Raw genomic sequence first — 23,323 nt, forward strand, 5'->3', positions numbered from 1 at the left:
TTTGAATATATGAAACTATTGAATACAATTAAAATATTAAGCAGCTCATTGATCGTGTCACTGTGTTGCTTGACGGCTTCTTGTAATTTCCTTGAGATTGTTCCTGTGGAACAAGCTGACTTGGATGATGCAACACAAGATTTTAACAGTACTTTGGGATTCTTGCATTCTTGTTATGCAGGAATACAGTCACCTGTGGCTTTTGAAAATACAGAAGCTTCTGCAGATGAATATGCAATTCCATTAGAATATAGCCTGCAAGGTTATAACTCACTCAAAGTAGCTCATAATCTATTTACAGGTAATAACAACGATGGTGGTAAATGGAGTAACTATTACAGGTATATCGGGCAGATTCATCTGTTTCTACAGGAACTGAAAAAGGCGCCGGTAAGTGATTTGATGAAAGAAGAATGGGAGGCGGAAGCTTATTTTTTGATGGCTTATTATCATTTTGAAATATTACGTTGTTATGGACCTTGTCCTATCAGTGACAGATTACTTCCGCAAACTGCTAGTGAAAATGAATATCCGGGGCGTATGCATTATGATTATGTGACTGATTGGATTGTTCGGTTATTAGATGAGAAAGTACTGGCGGGTGACAAATTGCGGAATATCCGATCGAATACGGAAGTAGGTAGGGCTACTCGGCCTATTGCTCTGGCATTGAAAGCCAAAGTGTTGCTTTATGCAGCTTCTCCTTTGTGGAACGGTAAATTTCCTTATCCGGAGTGGAAAAATGTAAAGTTAGGGAAAACTATGGAGACTCCGGGATATGGTACAGCATTAGTTAGCACCACATATGATCGTGAAAAATGGGTACGTGCTGAGAAGGCTGCTCAGGAAGCATTGGATGCAGCTTTGGATGCCGGACATTATTTATTTGGTACAAAAGCTGGTGATGAAAGTCTGCAGGAACAAAATAAACTTCCGATGCCTTATATTCCCAATATAAAGGGAACTGATGCTGAGATTAAGGCATTTCAAAATAAAGTGTTGACCCTGCGATACATGATGACAGCCAAAGGAAGTGAGGGAAATATGGAACTTCTTTGGGAATTGCATAAAACTACCAACTTTGTTTTCGGAAGTATACCTAACAATATGATGAAACTTAATAATGGTTCTGAATATGGTGGTTGGAGTTCAACTTCTCCTTATTTGTATGCAGTAGAACATTTTTATACCGATAAAGGAACGTTGCCTAAAATTGCTGCGTCAAAAAATGAATATCCTGCTGAAAGCAAATGGCTGGACCCGGCAGGGGTAACCGGTCGTTCGGAGCTGTTCAATATTTGTGTAGGGCGTGAGCCTAGATTTTATGCATGGTTAGGATTCCATCAAGGTGATTATTCTTCTCGTCTTGCTGATGGACAACCGGTTCAAATAGATACGCGTGATCCGGATAGACAAGGATATAATCCGGCTAAATACAACCGAAACCATTTGGTAACAGGTTTTGCTATTCAAAAATTCTTAGATCCGAATACACAACTTAATACGTCTGGTGGTGGAGGCATTCCAAATCCTGCCTATCCGTTGATTCGTATGGCAGATCTTTATTTGATGTTGGCAGAATGTCAGGCCAATTTGTCTTCAGATGGTAAGTCGGACGCTTATGCAACTGATGCACTTAAGAATCTTAATGCTGTACATCAGCGTGCCGGTTTGAAGGCAATTACAAAAGAGGATTTGACGGATCTGCCATTGATGGAGTGGATCAAGAACGAACGTTATGTAGAATTCTATGGAGAAGGCCAGCGTTACTTTGACGTACGTCGTTGGGTGGAAGGTGGCAAATATCTGGCTGCCGGAAAGCGTGAAGGGTTGAGAGCAGAAGAAAAAGGGTTGGAATATGATGAATTCAGACAGCGCATTAAGGTAAATCAACCTTATGACTGGAATAACAGGCAGTATATACTCCCCATTTATTATGTTGACGTCAATTCTAATCCGCAGTTGGTTCAAGCTCCCGGTTATAGTAATTAATTATAAATATGTGCTGTATGAAAACAAAATATATTATTTTATTTCTTCTTGGAGTGACTGTGACTTTTCTTTCCTGTGAAGACGGTAATAAAAACTTCACGGAAGAATTTGATTCTGTTTACTATTATCAGAAGGAAGGTGTCAATGAATTTGACTTTTATAGTGTGAATAATGCAAAAGTTCAAACCATCACTATTGGAAGAGGAGGGCACGGTTTGAGTGGAACTTCCACTATAAATCTGATTCCTTTTACGCAAGTAGAGATGGATGAGTATAATCAATCAATTGATGGTAACTATAAGCTTTTAGCCTCTCAATATTATGATATGCCTACATCGGTAGTTTTCGAAGAAGGGGTAGAATATAGGAATGTAGATGTGGTGTTCAAGGGAAATATGAGCGAGTTGGCAAAAACAGGCGAGTACATGTTGCCTATTCGTTTGGAGGCTGATTATGGGACGGTAAACGATAATAAAAGTATCGTTTATTTCAAGCCGAATATAATTGTACCCAGCATTATTATGGAGCCCACAGGGGTTCATGTGATTAGAATGGAAGAGGGCAAAAGGGAAAAACAGAATTTTGAGCTTTCTTTTTATCTGGACGTGAGAAACGAATGGGATCTTAAATTAAGAATAGAGAACAATGAGGATGAGTTAAATAAAGCAGTGCAACGGTATAATGAGACAATGGGAGTTGATTATATCTTATTGCCCAAGGAGAACCGAACGTTTGAGTCTACGATATTGTTTCCGGCAGGGGAGGCTCTTGCTTCTTCTTTCGTGGAGGTGAGTAATGACAATTTAACGATGGATGATTATTTGATTCCAATCATTCCGAAGAAAGTGGTAGGTATGCCATTTGATGTAAGGGAAGCAATTTGTTATATTCATGTAATGGTTACAGGTGAACTGAAACTTATTTCTTTGACCGAAGATATGTTAACTTCAAATAGTATCCAGTCGGGAAATCCACTCAAGAATATGCTTGATCCTGATATTAAAACATATTATGAATCAATTTGGACCAGTAATACAGATCCTAAGCATGATCCAAAATATGGTGTGTATATTGATATAGATGTATCCAATATCACTCCTATGATACAGAAGCAGATTAAGATTGATTATTCGACTAGAGAGTATGCTAATGCCGTGCCGAATCAGATTATACTATATGTAGGAACAGATAAGGATAATTTGAGAAAAGTGGGCGAATTGAGTGTAACGAAAAACAATTTGCCTAAAAAGGGCGGGGTATGGACGGATGATCCGGAACAAAATGTAGATATGCCGCAATTCTCGGTAGGACGCCAAGAGATATCTTTGGTTCGAGTATCCTTTATGTCTAGTGCTAATGGTACACAAGTTAAAAACCTGACACAAACGGGAGCTGTGAGTGGAGACCAAAATTCGGTGGCATTGTCTGGATTTAAATTGTATGGCCAATAATTGTGTGAAAATTGTGGTTAGTAAAGTGATTGTTTAACATATCATAAAATGAAAAACAAAAACATATGAAAATTTTGGTAAAAAATATATGGAGAATCATTCCTATGCTACTGTTATCTGTTGCAATGGGAAGTTGTAACGACGATGATGATGCTATGTCGTCATTCTTCGAACTATCTTCTACAGATTTGGAATGTAACAGTAGTAATGTTGTTGATGTTGTAGTACCTATGGACGGTCAAACATATAAGTTAATAGTAAAATCTTCTGTGGATGTAACTTGGACAACTAAGTATGAAGGCGAAAGTTGGTTGGTAGCTACACCTGTAACTGCGCAAAGTGGCGATGGAGAAATTTTGATTGTCGCATCAAGTAATCCGACTAATATAAAAAACCGGACAGCTACAGTGACTATTAAGAATAGTATTAATGACGAGGTTTATAAGTATGCATTTACACAGCAATATGATCCAAATCAAATGGTGCAAAAAGAAGATCGGTATACTTGTATTTATTATAATGAAGATAGGTATAACAAGGAAAAAACGGTTTATGCTATTCCCATAAATAAGGTAGAAGGAAATGTTTCTATAACTGCATTGAGTCAAGAGGATTTGGACAAGTATAATGATGATAATCTTACTGCATATGAACTTCTTCCCATAGAATGTTATTCATTGCCGAATGGGATAAATGTTGATGGAAAGGTAGAGGTTGAATTCATCAATAAGGAGATTGGTAAATTAGATCAGAACAAGGAGTATATGTTGCCAATAAGTATTTCTGTCGGTGATAGAAAGGTAGAACTGATTTGGTTGGTGGTAGACGTACATAAACGGGACATTTCCAGAGATGTGAAAGAATTCGATTTCTATAATGCTAATCAAGATATTACTACTCTGCTAACTATTGATAAAGAAGAGGGAGAACTTACTCTTGTTCCATTCACACAAGAAGATTTGGATATGCATAATTCTGAGTTTGGAACAACATACATGTCTATTCCTGCAGAATATATTATTATACCTTCTGGTACCGTTGATTTTGAAGAATCGGAATTGTCGAAGGATATAGAAATTGTATTTACAAAAGAAGTAGGAGAATTAGGAGTTGAAGATAAGGAGTATGTCAGTGGCATTCGTGTTTATGTAGACGGGCTTCCTTTTAAAGAAGTTTTTATGAAGCCTCATATAACCACTCCTGTTGTAACAATGGATTCAAAGGAGTATAAGCATGTACTTATTTTGAATGAAGGAGAGAAAAAGGCATCTTATGATTTTAAACTTTCTCTTGATGTAATCAATCAGTGGGAGTTCGCTGTAGAATTTGAAGAAGATGAAACAATTCTACAGAGCTTGGTTGAGAAATATAACCAAGCTAATGGCGTTTCTTATGAGTTATTGCCTATAACTAACTGTAGTTTGTCGTCTTCTGAATTTACAAAAGAAGATAATTATAAATTGGTTACTGCTACGTTATCCGGTGATGGCTTGGAATTGGGTAAAAATTATTTATATCCGATTAGTCCAACAAAATGTAGTGATGATAGTCCCTTTAGAGTGCAAGAAAAAGTAGCTTACGTTCATGTGATTGTAGAAAATAAAGTCAATTCAATTGACGATTTGCTTCCAATACCCTTAACTACTGACATGCTAAAGGCAAGTGGTACGGATGGAGGAAATGTGGTTGGCAATTTGCTAAAGGGTGATGGTAGCTATTGGCAGTCTATTTGGTATACTAATAATGGTCAAACAGATCCTAAGATTGATTCGAAATATGGTGTATATCTTGATATTGATTTTTCTAAGCAACTTCTTTCACAAGCATTCTCTTTTAATTATCAACCAAGAAATTGGCCTAATGCAGTACCTAATGAGATAGTGGTTTATGCAGGAACATCTGAGGATGATTTAAAGAAAATTGGAGGACTGAAGTTTGATGACAATATATTACCGTTCGAAAAAGATACTTGGATAGGGCGCTCTAGCTTCGAAGATAAATCAAAAATGTTACTCTTTAGATTGGAAGAAAGTGGACTTTCTTTGATCCGATTGTCGTTTTTATCCAATCGTGACAAGACCGGTAGCAATAATACTGTAAAAGATATAGTCGGTTTTGATTGGGGGAAATGGACGAGTGGAGACTATCCATGTGTCGCTCTCCAACAGCTGAAGGTGTATGGTAAATAATGAATTAATTATTTGCGCTGTAGACTGTAACAATACGTATCATCTCCTTTTTGCTTGTTTTTTAGTAAAATGGAGGTGATATAAAAAGTTTTTAAAGTTAAATCATAAAAGAGAAACAAATATGAATATTTTGAAATGGATATGGAAGATTCTTCCTATAATGTTATTGGCTGTTACAGCAACTAGCTGTAGTGATGACGATGATAAAGGTAAGAGAGAGATGCCACTCTCTTTTGAGGTAAATTCTTTGAGTTTGGTTTGTAATTATACCCGTCCGGTCATTGTTAATGCTCCTTTTACAGGAAAGGATTATCACTTGACGGTTACAGCTTCCCCAGAGGTAACATGGAAAGTGGAAGTGGTAAGCGGAGACTTGGTTACCGCCACTCCTTCGGGCGAACAAAGTGGCAATGGTGAGATTACTCTCACGGTGGCTGCAAATCCCGATAAAGACTCCGGGAAAAAAAGTGAGGTAATGATAACTAACAGTGCCAACGAGGATATCTATAGGTTTGTATTTACACAGGTAGAAAAAGTTCTTCTTATTCCGGAATATACTATGATCGGACAAAATGGACCGGAGCTTTTTGAAAATGAAAATAGCAAGTTTAATAAACATTACATGAAAGAAAGTGACAATGTGGCTCTCTTTTGGGAAAAATCATTTGGTACCAACCCACAAAATGCAGAGCGAAAGTTCAATCCGGATGATTTGCTGAAAATGGCGGAAGAAGTATATGATTTTATGAAATATGACTTATACTTTGGGAGTAAGGAGGAATCAGTCACGAATAAATATAAACTTATTGTATATGTGATAAATGATGATGGAGGCGGTGCTACCGGTGGAGGAAATTATCCCGTGGGTGAGTTGGCTATTCGTCCGGGACATGCAAAAAACACCAATATGGTGTATCATGAAGTATCTCATAGTTTCCAATATATGGCTTTATGGGATTCTGGTATTAAGAATGCTTGGTTTCCCGGCCCATTGTTTGAGATGACTTCTCAGTGGACATTGCTTCGCCGTTCACCGGAATGGATTGATCAGGAATTTAATCATTTTACGAATTATATCAGTGGTACGCATCGTTCGTTGGGGCATAGTGACAATGCATACAATAATCCATATATGTTTGAATATTGGGCGAATAAACATGGGGTAGAAATTATGAGCAGAATATTTCAAGAGACAACTTTGGATGATAAGACAGAAGATGGACAGCTCAACTTTATTAAAACCTATAAACGTTTGACTCACATAAGTCAAGAACAACTCAATGAGGAAATGTATGATGCGGCATCCCGTTTCATTACTTGGGATCTGCCTCGTATAGAGATGGCGTATGCTGCCAGAGGGGCAAATGTGCACACTTGTCAATTGATTCAATTGGGGGTAACTTATCGAATTGCGCCTGAACGCTGTCCGAGTAACTATGGATATAACGGTATTAAATTGACTGTACCGGAAGCGGGAACTACAGTTAAGGTTAATTTTAGAGGCATTATACAGAGTGGGGATTATAATATTTCCAAACCCAATAATGCTGAATGGAGATATGGATTTTTGGCAGTATTAAAAGATGGTTCACGTGTATATGGAGAACCGAGTAAGGAAGACATCGGATCTGCAAGTCTTCAAGTTCCCGAGAATACGGAGCATCTTTGGTTAGTAGTGACTGCCACTCCCAAAGAAATTTATGATACAGGAGCTGAAAACCAATGGCCTTACCAATTTACATTGGATAATACGGAGCCGGACGGTGACAAATGTAGAGTAATTAAGAAGTAAAATCTCAGTGAACGAATGATTATCTTTGGAGAAGCTGTTTCAAAATGCTATTTTAAAGATAATCATTTGTTGCTTTTGTCAATGTGCATCGTTATAAAATTGAAACCGGATAAATTAAGGCTAGTAGATATGAAACATCATTTTTGGACTTTTGTTACCATCTTTTTGTATTATAGTTTAACCGTTTTTGCTGAAAGGCAAGATATCCTGTTGAATAATCATTGGAAATTCCGTTTTTCTCATCAAGTACAAAGGGGTACGGAACTTCGAGTGGATTTACCTCATACCTGGAATGCACAGGATGCTTTATCCGGTAAGCTAGATTATAAACGCGGAATCGGTAATTACGAGAGGAAGCTGTTTGTTCGTTCGGAATGGAAAGGAAAGCGTCTTTTCTTACGCTTTGAAGGTGTGAATAGTATAGCCAATGTTTTTATTAACCGCAAACATATCGGTGAGCATAGAGGAGGATACGGCGCTTTTGTGTTCGAAATTACAGATAAAGTGGAGTATGGAAAAGATAATTCTATTTTAGTACGGGTGAATAATGGTGAACAGTTGGACGTAATGCCTTTGGTGGGAGATTTTAACTTTTATGGCGGAATTTATCGGGATGTACATTTATTAATTACTGATGAATCTTGTATTTCTCCTTTGAATTATGCTTCTTTCGGTGTTCGACTGATTCAAGATAGTGTAAGTCATAAGTACGCTCGTGTTAGTGCTCTTGTTGATTTGTCCAATGGAAATGGTAAGCAACGGGAGGTGGAACTTAATATTGTTTTGTTGGATGCAGGTAAAGTAATAAAAGAAATGAGCGAAAATATTATGCTCCTTCCTGGTTCTACTTTGCAAAAGGAAATGAAAATAGAATTGGAAAATCCGCATTTATGGAATGGACGGCAGGATCCGTTTTTATATCAGGTAGAAATTTCTCTTTTGCATGATGGAAAGATACTGGACCAGGTAATACAGCCTTTAGGACTTCGTTTTTATCGGATAGATCCTGATGAAGGATTTATTTTGAACGGAAAACATTTACCGCTTCGGGGAGTGTGCCGTCATCAGGATAGGAGTGAGGTTGGTAATGCTTTACGTCGGGAGCACCACGACGAAGATGCGGCATTAATGTTGGAAATGGGAGTGAATGCCGTGCGCTTGGCCCATTATCCGCAATCTACTTATTTTTATAATTTGATGGATAGGCTAGGTATCGTGGTATGGGCTGAAATACCTTTTGTCGGTCCCGGCGGATACGACGATACAGGTTTTGTAGATTCTCCGTCTTTTCGTGACAATGGAAAAGAACAGCTTAAAGAATTGATTCGCCAGCATTATAATCACCCTTCTATTTGTGTTTGGGGATTGTTTAATGAGCTGACAGAAGATGGAGATAATCCGGTGGAATACATTAAAGAGTTGAATGTGCTGGCGCATCAGGAAGATGCTACCCGTCCCACCACTTCTGCCAGTAACCAATCAGGGAAAATAAACTTCGTGACCGATCTTATTGCATGGAACCGCTATGACGGATGGTATGGCGGTACTCCGCAAAGTTTGGGAAAATGGCTGGACCGGATGCATAAAGAACATCCCGAAATTCGTATTGCTATTAGTGAATATGGCGCCGGAGCAAGTATCTATCATCAACAAGATTCGTTAGTGAAAACGAATCCTACAAGTTGGTGGCATCCGGAAAACTGGCAAACTTATTATCATCTAGAAAATTGGAAAGCGATATCCGAACGTCCTTTTGTATGGGGAAGTTTTGTATGGAACATGTTCGATTTTGGTGCGGCGCACCGTACCGAAGGGGATCGCCCCGGCATTAATGACAAAGGTTTGGTCACGTTTGACAGGAAAGTGCGTAAGGATGCTTTTTATTTTTATAAAGCGAATTGGAACAAGGAGGAGCCTATGATTTATCTGGCTGGCAAACGTAATAGAATACGTAGACGGCAGCAACAAACTATTATAGCCTTTTCCAATCAACCCGAAGCAGAACTGTTTGTTAACGGAAAGAGTTATGGTAAAATGAAAACAGACCGATATTCTATCTTGGAGTGGGAGAATGTGATGCTAAAGCCCGGAGAGAACAAAATAGAAGTAAAGACTACAAATAAGAAACAACCACTGACAGATATGTACTATTGCATTTTATAAAGGGTATATGATATCTGGTGAAGTAGCAATAAGATTTTAATTGTAACCAGTTATGAAAAGATTAAACTTTTTATTAATACACTTAGTACTTTCTATCAGCTTGTATGCGAAGCCTGTTCGGGTAGCTTGTATAGGCAATAGCATTACTTATGGAGCAGGTATACAGAATCGGGAGAAAAACTCTTATCCTACACAGCTGCAGGCTTATTTGGGTGATGGGTATGTGGTCCGGAATTTTGGACTGAATGGTTCTACTTGCCTTTATAAAGGTAATAATCCCTATCTCCAAAGTCATGAATTTAAGGAGTCTCTTAAATTTCAACCTGATATTGTTTTGATTAAGTTAGGTACCTTTGACTCCAAAGGTATAAATTGGAAATACAGTTCTGATTTTCAGTCGGATTATCAGACTTTGATAGATGCTTATCAAGGGCTGGACTCTAAACCCCGTGTCATCCTATTGACACCACTGCGTTGTTATTTACCTGCAAATTCTGTTGAGATCAATAATCAGATTATAGAAAAGGAAATTCGTCCTGTTATAGAAAAAATAGCCAGAGCAAATGGTCTGGAGATAATTAATTTATTCAATCTTTTGGGTGAAAAATGGGAATCGTACTTAATGCCTGATCGCCTGCACCCTTCTTCCATCGGAGCCGGTATGATTGCGGAACAAATCTATCGTTATCTGAGTCTACCAGTTGAGTATGCCTGTAAAGAATTGAAAGAAGGTTTGAAAATAAAGGAGGGGAAAGAGTTCAATTTTCATGGATATAAAGGTATTGAGTTCTTTGATAAAGGAGTGAAGTGTTTTTTAGTGCAACCTTCACGAACAGCTGTCGGAAAACCTTGGCTTCTTAGGGCTCGCTTCTGGGATCATGAGCCACAAACGGATATTGCACTGTTGGAAAACGGATTTCATATAGCTTACTGTGATGTGGCAAACAAGTATGGCTCTGATGAGGCAATTGAGCGTTGGAATCATTTCTATAAACGAATGGTCAAAGCAGGGTTTTCAAATAAGGTTGTTTTGGAAGGTATGAGTAGAGGAGGGCTGATTGTCTATAACTGGGCATCTCGAAACCCGGGAAAGGTGGCATGTATTTATGCCGATGCTCCTGTGATGGATTTTAAAAGTTGGCCATTGGGAAAAGGTAAATCAAAAGGTTCGTTGTTGGATACTCAACAGCTATTTGCGGCTTATGGATTTTCCGATGAAAAGGAGGCTCTAAGTTGGAATAAGAATCCGATAGATCATGTTAACATTCTGGCTAAAGCCGGCATTCCTATACTTCATGTTGTGGGAGATGAAGATAAGGTCGTACCTGTGTGTGAGAATACTTCTGTTTTCGAATATCGCATGAAAACGTTACATGCTCCTATTACTGTCATACATAAGCCGGGAGTGGGACATCATCCTCATTCATTGAGTAATCCCAGGAGAATTGTAAATTTTATATTGAAGGCTACATGCCCAACTTTCAACGCCTGTACACATGCTGTTCCGGGGAATGAGTATCGTTCGGCGGCAGGATGGGCTAACGGTTGGGATTGGCACAAAGTGGCTGACGAAATTATAGAGAAAGTAAGAGGAAGGCACTTGAGGCTTTTATTGCTGGGAAATTCTATCACTCAAGGTTGGGGTGGAAGCCGTCTGGGAGTAGTGAATAAACCGGGTAAAAGAATCTTAGATGAAGTGTTAGGTGATACGCTTTGGGAAAGTGCCGGTATTTCTGGCGACCGCATACAAAATCTGTTATGGCGCATTCGATATGGTAATTATGAAACATGCTATCCGCAGAATGCCGTTATCACTATTGGAATAAATAATTTGATGGCCGGTGATTCTCCGGAACAGGTGGTGGACGGTATTATGGCAGTAGTGGATGAAACAAGGAAGCGATTACCGAATACGAAAATTGTATTCTTAGGAGTTTTGCCTGCCGGTAAAGGACTGGGAGATGAGATTCGCATGAAATGTGATGAAGTACACCATATTCTTTCTAAGAGAAAAACACAAGGTGTACATTATGTGAATCCTACCCTTTGGTTTGTAGATGAGAAAGGAGATATCAGACCTGAACTCTATGTCGGAGATTATATCCATTTGACTCAACAGGGCTATAAGGTATGGGCAACTGAATTGAAAAAAATATTAACTCAATAATAGCTTGTATATGAAGAAAAAATATTCTTTTACTTTATTTGCCGGTATTGTGCTTGGCTTAAGTGCATGTAAGTCTGTAGAAGCTCCCGTAGCTATTTTACCGGCTCCTGCTCCAAAACAAGTGGAATGGCAGAAGATGGAAACGTATGCTTTTGTGCATTTCGGATTGAATACGTTTAATGACCGTGAATGGGGATTTGGAGATTCAGAACCGGGTACGTTTAACCCTACTCGTTTAGATTGTGAACAATGGGTCCAAACTTTTGTAAAGGCAGGGATGAAAGGTGTTATTCTTACAGCTAAACACCATGATGGATTTTGTCTTTGGCCTACCCGTTTGACGGAGTATTGTATCCGGAATACTCCTTATAAAAACGGTAAGGGTGATATTGTCCGTGAATTATCTGAAGCATGTAAAAAACATGGGATTAAGTTCGGGATTTATTTGTCTCCCTGGGATAGAAATCATGCCGGCTATGGTACCCGGGAATATGTGGATTACTATCATAAACAACTTCGTGAATTACTTACCAATTATGGCGATTTGTTTGAGGTGTGGTTCGATGGTGCCAATGGAGGGGATGGCTGGTATGGCGGAGCAAAAGAAAAACGCACAATTGATCGTGAGAAATACTATAACTATCCGAAGGCTTTTCAAATGGTTGAGAAACTCCAACCGGGTGCAGTTATATTTTCAGATGGAGGTCCCGGATGTCGCTGGGTCGGAAACGAAAGAGGGATTGCAGCAGAGACCAATTGGGCTTTCTTACAGGCTGGCAAAGCTTATCCCGGATATCCATATCCGCAGGAGCTACCGGGCGGTCATGAGAACGGTGATCAATGGTCTGCGGCAGAGTGTGATGTTTCCACCCGTCCCGGATGGTTTTATCATCCGGAAGAAGACAACCGGGTGAAAAGTGCGGAAGAACTGACTAAACTTTATTATTGCAGTGTGGGACGCAATGCAACACTGTTGCTCAATTTCCCGGTAAATCGTGAAGGCTTGATTCATCCGGTGGATTCAGCCAATGCTGTTACTTTTTACCGTAATATACAAAAACAGCTGGGGCGGAACATATTAGCCGGCTTATCTCCTAAAGCTTCAAATGAGAGAGGAAGACGTTTTTCGGCAAAGGCTGTAACGGATGGGAGTTATGACACTTATTGGGCAACAGATGACAGTGTAACTTCTGCTACAATTGAATTTGAGCTATTGCAGGCGGAGAAAATCAATAAACTCGTTTTGCAGGAATACATTCCTTTGGGACAACGGGTAAAGTCATTTGTTATAGAATATGAACAACAGGGGAATTGGCTTCCTGTGAAAACTAAGGAGGAAACTACTACTATTGGTTATAAACGTATTATAGGTTTTGAAGAGATACTAACCAATAAAATTCGGATTAGATTTATTGATTCTCGTGCTTGTCTTTGCATCAATACTATCGAAGCATATTAGTGGACTTGTTAAAAGGTCATTTATTGGTACAAATTCTTTTGTACTTTACAATATTATTGTCCTTTTGTACGTAATTCGCCTTAATGAATCTGCGAGGCAGCTATCTTTGCGATGTAAAACTGGAACAGATTGTTCATCCAGTTTAGAATAAGCATTAACTTTTAAATCAATACCTATTGTGAGTAGATTAATAATATACATTCTATTATTTATTCCCTTTCAACTGGAAGCGCGGGATTTCATGAAGGAGGAATTAAAGAAGGAGTTGTTGCCGCAGCCGGTTTTTTCAGAGAATCCTCACTTTGTAGACCTTTATTGGAAAACGTGGGAACTTGCTTGGGGCAGGGTGAAATATCAGGAAGGTGTATTTCAGTCTCCTTATATGGACGAGAATCTCTGGGATGATACGATTTGGATTTGGGATACGGAGTTTATGGTTCTGTTCTGTCGGTATGCTCCTGATATTTTCCCCGGAATAGAGAGTCTGGATAATTTTTATGAGTCTATCCTGAATAAAAAATCTTCTTCACTTAGAATACAACATCCGGATAACCCGCCTTTCTATTCGTGGGTGGAATATGAATATTATAAGATGACAGGCAATAAGGAACGTATCAGAAAAGTGTTGCAGGATAAGCAGTTTCTTCAACGTCACTATTATTGGTTTGACTCTTTGAAACGCGGGACTAAACTACATTTCAGACATGCGTGGATTGCTCTGGAGAAGAGTGACATCGGGTATAGATGGGGATGGGTACAGAGTGGTATGGATAATACGCCCCGTGGCAGAGGCCGTAAGGGGGAATTGCTGTGGATGGATGCGGTATCCCAGCAAGCTCTTTCAGCTTTGTATATCAATCGTCTGGCTAAGGAGCTCGGAGATAAGAAGATTGCTAAAGAGTTTGTAACTTTGTATAAAGAGAACAAAACTCTATTGAATAAATATTACTGGGATGAGAAGGATGGATTTTATTATGATCTATCCGAGAAGGATACGTCATTTGTGAAAGTCAGGACTCCGACGGTGTATTGGTCGATGCTCGCCGAGATTCCTGATAAGAAACAGGCGGAACGTTTGGTGAAATATGCTGCCGCCCCGAATGAATTCGGTGGAAAATATCCCTGGCCGTCTGTTGCCCGAAGTGATGAAGACTACAATCATGAGATTGGAGATTATTGGCGAGGGGCTGTGTGGCTTCCGCTTGCCTATATGTCTACCAAAGCGCTTGAGACCTATGGATATTATGACTTGGCTTATGATAATTCTTATAAATTATTATCCCAAATGTCCGAGACTTACCGGACTTTTGAGCCGGCAACCGTTTGGGAATGTTATTCTCCTTCGGCTCCCCGGCCGTCCGAGCGGCAGTATAAAGACAGGCGGGAATTGGTGAGGCATGATTTCTGCGGTTGGTCTGCATTAGGTCCTATTTCTCTTTTTATTGAAAATGTATTAGGCTTTTATAATATAGATGCAACAAAGAATCTGGTAGAATGGCATAAGAAGGGATTGGGCGAGCAGGGATTGCGCAACCTTAGATTCGGGCATGTGATTACTGATATTGTAGCCAATGGACAACAGGTGTGCGTAAAAAGCAATAAGCCTTATATGCTGAAAATAAACGACAAGAAATATAGAATAAAAGAAGGTGAACAAATTATAACTATAAAACCATGAAAAAACTGATAACATGTTTATGTGTGATGATTTTTGCGTTTTCCGGTATTGCGCAGAGTCAAACTGACGAGGGTAAAATGAACCGTTTCGTGTCCGGCTTGATGAAGAAAATGACACTGGAAGAAAAAGTGGGACAGCTAAATCAATATGCCGGTGGTTTTGCCACGGGACCCAATAATACCCGTGTTAGTAGGACGGAAGATATAAGTAAAGGATTAGTAGGTTCTTTATTGAATGTGTCGGGTGCTGCCAATACACGTAAATACCAGGAGGCTGCAATGAAATCACGCTTGCAGATTCCTCTGATTTTTGGATTGGATGTTATCCACGGTTTCCGTACTGGCTTTCCTCTGCCTTTGGCCGAGGCTGCAAGTTTCGATCTGGATGCCATAGAAAGAGGTTCAAGATGTGCGGCGAAGGAAGCGTCGGCTGCCGGATTGCACTGGACTTTTGCTCCGATGGTGGATATTAGCTGGGATGCCCGTTGGGGACGTGTGATGGAAGGTGCGGGAGAAGATCCTTATTATGGTTCGTTGGTCGCTAAGGCCCGTGTACGCGGATTCCAGGGAGATGACTTGTCGAAGGAAAATACAATTCTTTCTTGTATCAAGCATTTTGCAGGTTATGGAGCTCCCGCTGCGGGAAAAGACTACAATAGTGTGGATATGTCTATGGGACAGTTTGCTAATTTTTATATGCCGCCTTATAAGGCTGGGGCTGAAGCGGGTGCCGCTACGTTTATGAGTGCATTTAATGATTTCAATAATGAACCGGCTACCGGAAATAGCTTTTTGTTGAAAGAATTGCTGAAAAAACAATGGGGTTTCAAAGGCTTCGTTGTATCCGATTGGGGATCGGTGGGAGAAATGATGAATCATCGCTATGCGAAGGATGATAAAGAAGCTGCCTATAAAGCGATTAAAGCAGGTTTGGATATGGAAATGGAGAGTGGATGTTACGCCAAGACGCTGGTTGCGTTGGTGAAAGAGGGCAAGGTACCGGTAAAATTGGTAGACGATGCCGTCAGACGCATTCTGGAACAGAAATATAAGCTTGGATTATTTGATGATCCATTCCGTTATTGTGATGAGGAAAGAGAACGTACGGTGATCGGTTCGAAAGAATCGCGCAAGGAAGCGTGTTATGTAGCTGAACGTTCCATTGTCCTTTTAAAGAATGCAGGTTCTATTCTTCCGCTTTCTCCTTCTATTAAAAAAGTAGCCTTGGTTGGAGCATTGGCAAAATCACAGAAAGACATGTGTGGCGCATGGTCATGTGCCAATGTAAGCAAGGTGGTAACCTTGTATGAAGCAATGGAAAAGCGGGGAGTAACTGTTAATTATAATGACGGATATGACTTGAAGAAAAATCAGATAGTGAACCTGGACCAGACATTGGCTGCTGCACGCCAGTCGGATGTCGTTATTATTGCTATGGGCGAGCAGGCTTGGGAAAGTGGGGAAATGCGTTCAAAAGGAGACATCTCCATTTCTTCCGAACAACAGAAACTTGTTTCAGAATTAGTGAAAACAGGCAAACCTGTGGTTGTGCTGATGATGTGCGGCCGTCCTGTTATTTTCAACGAGGTGCGTCGGGATGCGCCTGCCATCTTGTGTACCTGGTGGCTGGGAAGCGAAGCCGGTAATGCTATCTGTAATGTATTGTGGGGAGATTATAATCCTTCGGGCAAGCTGCCGATGACTTTCCCTCAACATCTCGGACAGATTCCTTTGTATTATCAGTATAAGAGTACGGGACGTCCTACCACAAATGGTGCATGGTGTGCCAAGTATATTGATATCCCTACCGAACCTGCTTATCCTTTCGGCTTTGGTTTGTCGTATACCACTTTCGAGTATTCGGATGTGAAACTGCTTCCGGGTAATGGGAAAGATACGTATGCGCGTGTCGCCGTAACCGTAAAGAATACAGGAAAATATGATGGTGAAGAAGTTATTCAATTATATATCCGTGATGAAGTGGCCTCAATTACCCGTCCTATCAAGGAACTGAAAGGCTTTGACAAGATTAAGCTGAAAGCGGGTGAAAGCAAGACAGTGACATTTGATGTAAAAGACGAACAATTGGGGTTCTATAATAATCAGATGAAGTTTGTGGTTGAGAAAGGTGATTTCACCTTTATGGTCGGTGGAAATAGCCGTGACTTGCAAGAGATTAAATACACGCTAAACTAAATAATAAATATGAAAAACGGCTGGAAAAAATGGATGTTCCTTTTTGTATTACTGCCTGTCTTTTCTTGGACGAATGCTAAAATAGTGGAAAAAAACATAGCACAACCATTGGATACAATTGAATATCGGGTGTTTGTAGCAGTGGACAAAGCCGGAGTGGAGCATTGGGGCGGAAAAGAAGCTTATCAGGAAAAACTGAATGTTTTTTTCAGACAGGTGAATGACTTCTGGAACAAAGCCGGAGACGGGCGCTTCAAGTATTATTTCCGTTATGTACCCGACTTGCAGGTGGTTTATGATTGCTCTTCACGACAGTTGGAGAATATCTATAAGAAAAGTGCAGGCTTTCCTGAGCATGACGTACTGTTGATCATTGATTCCATACTTGATTTTGATGATGAGGAAAGTGCGAAAGGCTGGTATTGCGGTGGAGGAGCAGATAACCTGAGTATGGTTGTTTGTCGTAGCCGTAGCAAGACAGAGCATGAAGACTTGTTTGGTATCGATTATTTCCATAGGGGAGTGGCTCATGAGTTCGGACACTATCGTGGAGTGACGGATTTGTATGCTGATAAAATACTGGCACAGAAGAATCCTGTGAACCATCTTCAATATGAGCCTGATTCATGTGTGATGAACAATCATTATAAAACGTATAAATGGAGTTCGTATGCAGTAAATGTTATTAATTATACAGCGAAGTCCAAACGGCCGGGACGTGATTTTCAGGGATTCTTCAGGAAGATGTTCCCGGAGAACATTCATGTATCGGTGAAGGTGAAAGGGAAGAAAGCAAAAGGTGTGGTATTGAATATGTATGGTTCAAGGGCAGGATTCAATGACCTGATAGCTACTCCTTATCGTACTTATCAGACAGATAGGAAGGGGGAATGTATGATAACCGGAGTTCCGGGCTTGTACGATAATCCGTCTGAACCGAGGCATGTGGACAATCTGCCGTATAACCGTTGGTTCACTTTTTTGCTGGAAGCTGAATATAAAGGAAAAAAGAAATATGTGTGGCTGCCTGAATATGAAGTGCAACAGACATTCTTTGAAAAGAAGGATACTTATCAGGTAACAATTGATTTTTAAAAAACAGTATAAAATACAAAAAGTATTAGTTTATGAGACGTATGATGAGAAGACTTTTGCCGGTTCTAATGGCTGTCGCGCCTTTGACTGTTTGTGCACAAAAAATGTATGAATTGAAGGATCTGTCCGGTAAGGTGCAAGTGAATGTGAATGTGAGTGATAAGAATGTGGAATACTCCGTTCTTCATGAAGGGGATGTGATGGTAGCTCCGTCTCCCATTTCCATGAAGCTGACCGACGGCACAGCTTTCGGATTGGAACCAAAGGTCAGGAAGGTCAGCAGGCGGACAGTGAATGAAACAATTTACCCTCCGGTTTATAAGAAGAAATCGATTGAAGACAAGTTCAATGAACTGAAAATTGATTTTAAGGGTGGATACAGTCTGGTATTTAGGGCTTACGAGGATGGTGCAGCCTATCGTTTTGTGTCTGATTTGAAAAAGCCTTTTATGGTAGAAAGTGAACAAGTCGCATTCTGTTTCCCTGATGAGCCGAAAATATTCGTGGCTTCTCCAAAAGGAAGAATGAACGAAGGCAAAAAGGACCCATTTTATAGTTCCTTTCAAAATACGTATCTGGAGACCGCTTTATCTGCATGGGATAAAGAACAGCTTGCTTTCTTGCCGGTTCTGGTAGAGGGAAAGAACCAAAAGAAGATCTGTATCACCGAAGCCGATTTGCTGGATTATCCGGGCATGTATGTGAAGCATGGTGATTCCGGTTTCTCTTTGGAAGGCACATTTGCCGCTTATCCTAAGAAAGTGGTGGATGAAGTACGCGGACTTAAAGGCGTAGTGAAATCCCGTGAACCTTATATTGCCAAAGTAGAGGGAGCTACCGCTTTTCCCTGGCGTGTAATGGTCATTTCAAAGAACGACACAGACTTGTTGTGTAATGATATGGTATATAAACTGGCTACTCCGGCTCAATTCACCGATTTCTCATGGATTAAGCCGGGTAAAGTTGCTTGGGACTGGTGGAATGACTGGAATATCTATAATGTGGATTTCCGTGCGGGAATCAATAACGAAACCTATAAATATTACATTGATTTCGCTTCCAGATTCGGCATCGAATATGTGATATTGGATGAAGGTTGGGCAGTTCCCGGTAAAGCTGATTTGTTCCAGGTTATTCCTGAAATTGATTTGGAAGAATTGGTCAGCTATGCGAAAAGTAAGAATGTGGATTTGATATTATGGGCGGGTTATCGTGCTTTCGAGAAGGATATGGACCGTGTATGCAAGCATTATGCAGCTATGGGAATTAAGGGCTTCAAGATTGATTTTATGGACCGTGACGACCAATGTGTCATTGACTTCAATCGTAAAGCAGCCGAAACAGGAGCAAAATATAAACTGCTGATTGATCTCCACGGTACGTCCAAGCCGACAGGGCTTCAACGCACCTATCCGAATACAATCAATTTTGAAGGAGTTCACGGGTTGGAAGAACTGAAATGGGCTGAACCGGGAACTGATCAGGTGCTCTATGATGTGACTGTACCCTTCATCCGTATGGTAGCCGGCCCGATGGACTATACACAGGGAGCAATGAATAACGTGATTATGAAGAACTTCCATGCGGTATATACAGAACCAATGAGCCAGGGAACCCGTTGCCGTCAGTTGGCACTTTACACAATTTTCGATTCTCCTATCAATATGTTGTGTGATGCTCCTACCAACTATATGAAAGAGGAGGAGTGCACGAAGTTTATCGCTTCTATTCCTACCGTATGGGATCAGACTCTTCCTATCAGCGGTAAAATAGGAGAGTATATTGTTATGGCTCGTCAGAAAGAAGATACGTGGTATATAGGTGGATTGACCGATTGGAAAGCCCGTGATATGGAAGTTGACTTGTCTTTCTTGGGAGATGGTGAATTTAATGCTGAGATTTTCAAGGACGGTATCAATGCCGACCGTGTAGGAAAAGACTATAAGCGGGAAGTGATACAAGTTTCGTCAGATAAGAAATTGAATTTGCACATGGCTCCCGGTGGAGGATTTGTAGTGAAGATAACAAAATAGGTATATTTTAAAAATGAGTTTTCGCATGAGAAAAAATACTTTTTTTATAATTTTGTTCCTAATCTTCTCCTTAGGCATATACGCCCAGGAAAAAATTCACGGTCTGGCTGTTATTGCTGAATTTGATGATTTTCAATATGAGGCATCCGACGCTGCTATTGATAGTTTACTCAATCAAAAGAGTGGCTATAATAAGTCGGATAATGTCGGATCGTTGTATGAGTTTTTTAAGGATCAGACAAATGGGAAATATGAAATCACCCATACGGTTGTTCGCATTCGCTTTAATAAAAATATGAGTTACTTTAGAAACTCTACAGGCAAAAACCCGGACACGAATAAACCGTGGGATTGGGGACAGGCATTTGCCGACTCGGTGATTCTGAAAGTACAAGAGAAGTATCCTGATGGTATTTCCGGATTAACCCGATACAAAGGAAAACCTGACAATGGAATTGGTTCATGGTTAGTATTAGTGCCTTTTGGATATTCTGCGTATGGGGTTCATTCAGCCATTCCATTTAAAAGTGGTAATGAGTATATTCCAATGAACCATATTGGATTGTGTGACATAGGAAAAGGACCGGATCATATGGTAAGGATAATGGCTCATGAATCCTCTCATGCAATTTTTCGCCTTCCCGATGTAGGATATCAAAAGGGGGATGATCTATCTATCAAAGGAAGTGCCGGTTCTTTTTGTATGATGGGATGGAATGCTGGTAGTAAGAATGCGCCCATTGATTATTGTGCACCTATATTGCTTACTTTGAAAACAGCAGAAGTGGTTGATATTTCATCTAATTTTAAAGGAGAAATATCCATTAAGTCGAATGCAAGAGATACATTGTATCGCTACGTGAATCGTAGAAATCCGAAAGAATATTTTGTTATCCAGGCACTTAATCATAGTAAATGGTATCCTACACATAATGTAGCAGGTCATCCAATGGATACAGGATTGGCTATTTGGCATGTGGTGGAAGATGATAAAGCACCCATGTCTCCTTGGTTCCGTCTAGTGCAGGCTGACGGGAAGGATTTGATGAATGATACTTCAACAAGACCGCCTGTAGCAACCGGTAATGATAACCGTGTTCTTTTTGGTAAAAAAGTAAAAACGGTTAATGGTAGAATAAATCCAATGCTGTGTTGGTTGGATGGCTCTATGCCCAGTCTCAATATTACTGATATCAGCGCCCCGGGGGTGGTAATGAGCTTTAAAGTGGGTAATTAATGTTCTAAGTTGTGTGACAAAAAGGATTACTGGTAGTTTTGTAACCGGGAATAACAAAATAGTTGAAGTTTAAACTTTGGTTTGACAAAGGGGCGTTATCCGAAAATGGAAACGCCCCTTTATTTATTAGAACCGGAAACTCAATCCCCCTAAGAAATTGAATCCTTGGGCAGGATAATCCAAATAATATTGATACTTCTTATTTAACAGATTATGTACCTGTGCATAAACAGATACTCCTTTGAATACATTGTAACTTGCTCCGATATGCAAATCGTTGATGGCAATCATCTTTGAATATCCTTCCACTTCTTTTCGGTTCACATAATCATAACCGAGATTTATATTTAAGGCGGAAATCGGATGAATACGTACATTGAAAGACATTTCGCTGAGAGGCTTTACAGCCAATAATTCCTTTCCATTTTTGCTGTCCCAATTACGATAAGTATATTTGGCTGATATTCCCAAAATGTCTTTGTAATCATAGCTGATTTCACCGCCGAGGTAGAAGTTATCCGTATTGTCTTGAGCAAAAGTGAGATAAGAACCGGAATGATTTGTCTTGCTTGGGTCAAATCCCAAATACGATAAGTCGTTTTTAAGATTCTGATAACCGCCATACACATTAAACCAAAGTCCCGGATAGGGGCTCGCTTTAAACCCGATTGTACCATTGATTTGCTCATAAGTATCATAAGGACGCTGTACATATCCCAAAGTTGCAGTGGGATTTACATCTGGCAATTCGCCATAAGGACAGATACTTTCCAGCCTGCGGAAATCATTCAATAGCTTGCCACCCGTTGCTTTTGCATAAAGCACATAGCTGTCGGAGAAAATATATTGTGCAGTTACGTCTGGTGAAACACGGAAAGACTTGTCGAATCCAAAAGAGAGGTCTACATTGGCACCGATGTGTAATTTCCAGTCATCATTATCCAGTTCATAATAAGGATTCAGAAGAAGCGTTGTATAGTTCTTGAAATACTCGTCTCCGGTAGAAATATTTTTTGTATATCCACTGTATAGGAGATTATTCATTTCTAAAGCGATGGTTACGGATTGTTGGTCACCGATAGCTCCCGTGACATCGCCTTTGGTGCGTACAATTGTCTCTTTAAGGGCTGTATTGGCATCATTCTCATTGAACATATTATGCTGACGTTCATACATCAGCAGATTCGTTTCGGCATTGAAACGAAGCGGTGCTGTTTCATCAATGAAATGGATGCCGGCATGGAAGTCACCGGAAGTAAATTTCTGTTTGCTGTTTACACTTCCCGGTCTGAAGTTGAAGTTGCTCAGGCCGAAGTTTCCGGCAATATTCAGATCCAATTTGGCGAATTGATGCGTATAATCCACATTAGCACGTGTGCGGTAATAAAAAGCATTCCATTTTTCACCATCTGTGAAAGGAAGAGTCAACTTACCATCCATTCCATCCATTTGGAAACGTACGTTCAGCCTGTCTTTTTTCGACAGACGGAATAAATAATTGGCAAGAACATCCAGATTACCTAAATTACCGTATCCGGCACGCACATATCCGGGAGTTGTTCCGGGTTGGATTTCTTTTCCGGTATAAGGATTCATCAAACCTGCCGGAACAGAAGTTGCCGGAAAGAAAGTCGTGGCATATTCCACCTCTTTCTTGCTCACTGTCGGCTCTTCCACTTTGGGCAGGACGTTTACTTTTGATGCGTCCATAATATCCGGATTATATTCTTGTTCCACAACAACGGTACGATTCATGGTCGTATCTTTGGGCTGGGTAGTTTGGGCTTGAAGGACGGATGGCATGGAAATTGCCAATGCAAGTCCGCCTATTATAGATAGAGAATGTTTCATCTTATTCTTTACTTTTTTATT

At 40.1% G+C, this 23,323-nt stretch carries 12 protein-coding genes and 1 pseudogene; 12 read left to right on the forward strand and 1 reads right to left on the reverse strand.

Features of this window, described 5'->3' with window-relative positions:
• Positions 1–9 precede the first annotated feature (9 nt).
• The 12 genes and pseudogenes from BQ7997_RS16415 (at position 10) to BQ7997_RS16470 (ending at position 21,451) form a co-directional block, all read left to right on the forward strand.
• Positions 10–1,992 (forward strand): RagB/SusD family nutrient uptake outer membrane protein, encoded by a 1,983-nt coding sequence (locus BQ7997_RS16415; protein WP_073347261.1) that lies wholly within the window; start codon positions 10–12, stop codon positions 1,990–1,992.
• A gap of 17 nt (positions 1,993–2,009) precedes the next feature.
• Entirely contained in the window at positions 2,010–3,443 is a 1,434-nt protein-coding gene (locus BQ7997_RS16420) for a DUF1735 domain-containing protein (RefSeq protein WP_073347262.1), read from the forward strand.
• Between the two features lie 65 nt (positions 3,444–3,508).
• A complete protein-coding gene (locus tag BQ7997_RS16425; protein ID WP_073347263.1) occupies positions 3,509–5,632 on the forward strand; it encodes a BT_3987 domain-containing protein in 2,124 nt (707 codons plus the stop codon).
• 121 nt (positions 5,633–5,753) lie between these two features.
• Positions 5,754–7,424, forward strand: a complete 1,671-nt coding sequence (locus tag BQ7997_RS16430; RefSeq protein ID WP_073347264.1) for a DUF6055 domain-containing protein — start codon at positions 5,754–5,756, stop codon at positions 7,422–7,424.
• Between the two features lie 129 nt (positions 7,425–7,553).
• Positions 7,554–9,587: a beta-glucuronidase LacZ4 gene (gene lacZ4 / locus BQ7997_RS16435; RefSeq protein WP_073347480.1), complete on the forward strand. Its 2,034-nt coding sequence runs from the start codon at positions 7,554–7,556 to the stop codon at positions 9,585–9,587.
• Positions 9,588–9,639: 52 nt separating this feature from the next.
• Positions 9,640–11,754, forward strand: a complete 2,115-nt coding sequence (locus BQ7997_RS16440; protein ID WP_073347265.1) for a GDSL-type esterase/lipase family protein — start codon at positions 9,640–9,642, stop codon at positions 11,752–11,754.
• Positions 11,755–11,764: 10 nt separating this feature from the next.
• Positions 11,765–13,210, forward strand: a pseudogene (locus BQ7997_RS16445) (alpha-L-fucosidase); the annotation flags it as partial.
• Between the two features lie 244 nt (positions 13,211–13,454).
• The gene (locus tag BQ7997_RS16450) at positions 13,455–14,891 is read left to right on the forward strand and encodes an MGH1-like glycoside hydrolase domain-containing protein (RefSeq protein ID WP_083589269.1); all 1,437 of its coding nucleotides are present in this window, start codon (positions 13,455–13,457) and stop codon (positions 14,889–14,891) included.
• The gene (locus BQ7997_RS16455) at positions 14,888–17,086 is read left to right on the forward strand and encodes a glycoside hydrolase family 3 N-terminal domain-containing protein (protein WP_083589270.1); all 2,199 of its coding nucleotides are present in this window, start codon (positions 14,888–14,890) and stop codon (positions 17,084–17,086) included. Before BQ7997_RS16450 ends, BQ7997_RS16455 begins: the two co-directional genes overlap by 4 nt.
• Positions 17,087–17,095: 9 nt before the next feature.
• Positions 17,096–18,181, forward strand: coding sequence for a hypothetical protein (locus BQ7997_RS16460; protein ID WP_073347268.1), 1,086 nt, complete (start codon positions 17,096–17,098; stop codon positions 18,179–18,181).
• A gap of 32 nt (positions 18,182–18,213) precedes the next feature.
• Positions 18,214–20,214: a glycoside hydrolase family 97 protein gene (locus BQ7997_RS16465; RefSeq protein WP_073347269.1), complete on the forward strand. Its 2,001-nt coding sequence runs from the start codon at positions 18,214–18,216 to the stop codon at positions 20,212–20,214.
• A 25-nt stretch (positions 20,215–20,239) separates the two neighbouring features.
• Positions 20,240–21,451, forward strand: a complete 1,212-nt coding sequence (locus tag BQ7997_RS16470) for a hypothetical protein (protein WP_073347270.1) — start codon at positions 20,240–20,242, stop codon at positions 21,449–21,451.
• 126 nt (positions 21,452–21,577) lie between these two features.
• Here the strand turns inward: BQ7997_RS16470 and BQ7997_RS16475 are convergent, their stop codons facing one another.
• Positions 21,578–23,302: a TonB-dependent receptor gene (locus BQ7997_RS16475; protein ID WP_073347271.1), complete on the reverse strand. Its 1,725-nt coding sequence runs from the start codon at positions 23,300–23,302 to the stop codon at positions 21,578–21,580.
• Positions 23,303–23,323: the final 21 nt, after the last annotated feature.

Origin of the sequence: Bacteroides congonensis (assembly GCF_900130125.1) — a bacterium.
GTDB lineage: Bacteria > Bacteroidota > Bacteroidia > Bacteroidales > Bacteroidaceae > Bacteroides > Bacteroides congonensis.

Bases quoted from the DNA above. Each gene is read 5' to 3' on its own strand.
- BQ7997_RS16455 (WP_083589270.1), top strand. From the start codon at position 14,888: ATGAAAAAACTGATAACATGTTTATGTGTGATGATTTTTGCGTTTTCC.
- BQ7997_RS16440 (WP_073347265.1), top strand. From the start codon at position 9,640: ATGAAAAGATTAAACTTTTTATTAATACACTTAGTACTTTCTATCAGC.
- lacZ4 (WP_073347480.1), top strand. From the start codon at position 7,554: ATGAAACATCATTTTTGGACTTTTGTTACCATCTTTTTGTATTATAGT.
- BQ7997_RS16465 (WP_073347269.1), top strand. From the start codon at position 18,214: ATGAGACGTATGATGAGAAGACTTTTGCCGGTTCTAATGGCTGTCGCG.
- BQ7997_RS16470 (WP_073347270.1), top strand. From the start codon at position 20,240: ATGAGAAAAAATACTTTTTTTATAATTTTGTTCCTAATCTTCTCCTTA.
- BQ7997_RS16430 (WP_073347264.1), top strand. From the start codon at position 5,754: ATGAATATTTTGAAATGGATATGGAAGATTCTTCCTATAATGTTATTG.
- BQ7997_RS16415 (WP_073347261.1), top strand. From the start codon at position 10: ATGAAACTATTGAATACAATTAAAATATTAAGCAGCTCATTGATCGTG.
- BQ7997_RS16425 (WP_073347263.1), top strand. From the start codon at position 3,509: ATGAAAATTTTGGTAAAAAATATATGGAGAATCATTCCTATGCTACTG.
- BQ7997_RS16460 (WP_073347268.1), top strand. From the start codon at position 17,096: ATGAAAAACGGCTGGAAAAAATGGATGTTCCTTTTTGTATTACTGCCT.
- BQ7997_RS16475 (WP_073347271.1), bottom strand. From the start codon at position 23,302: ATGAAACATTCTCTATCTATAATAGGCGGACTTGCATTGGCAATTTCC.
- BQ7997_RS16420 (WP_073347262.1), top strand. From the start codon at position 2,010: ATGAAAACAAAATATATTATTTTATTTCTTCTTGGAGTGACTGTGACT.
- BQ7997_RS16450 (WP_083589269.1), top strand. From the start codon at position 13,455: ATGAAGGAGGAATTAAAGAAGGAGTTGTTGCCGCAGCCGGTTTTTTCA.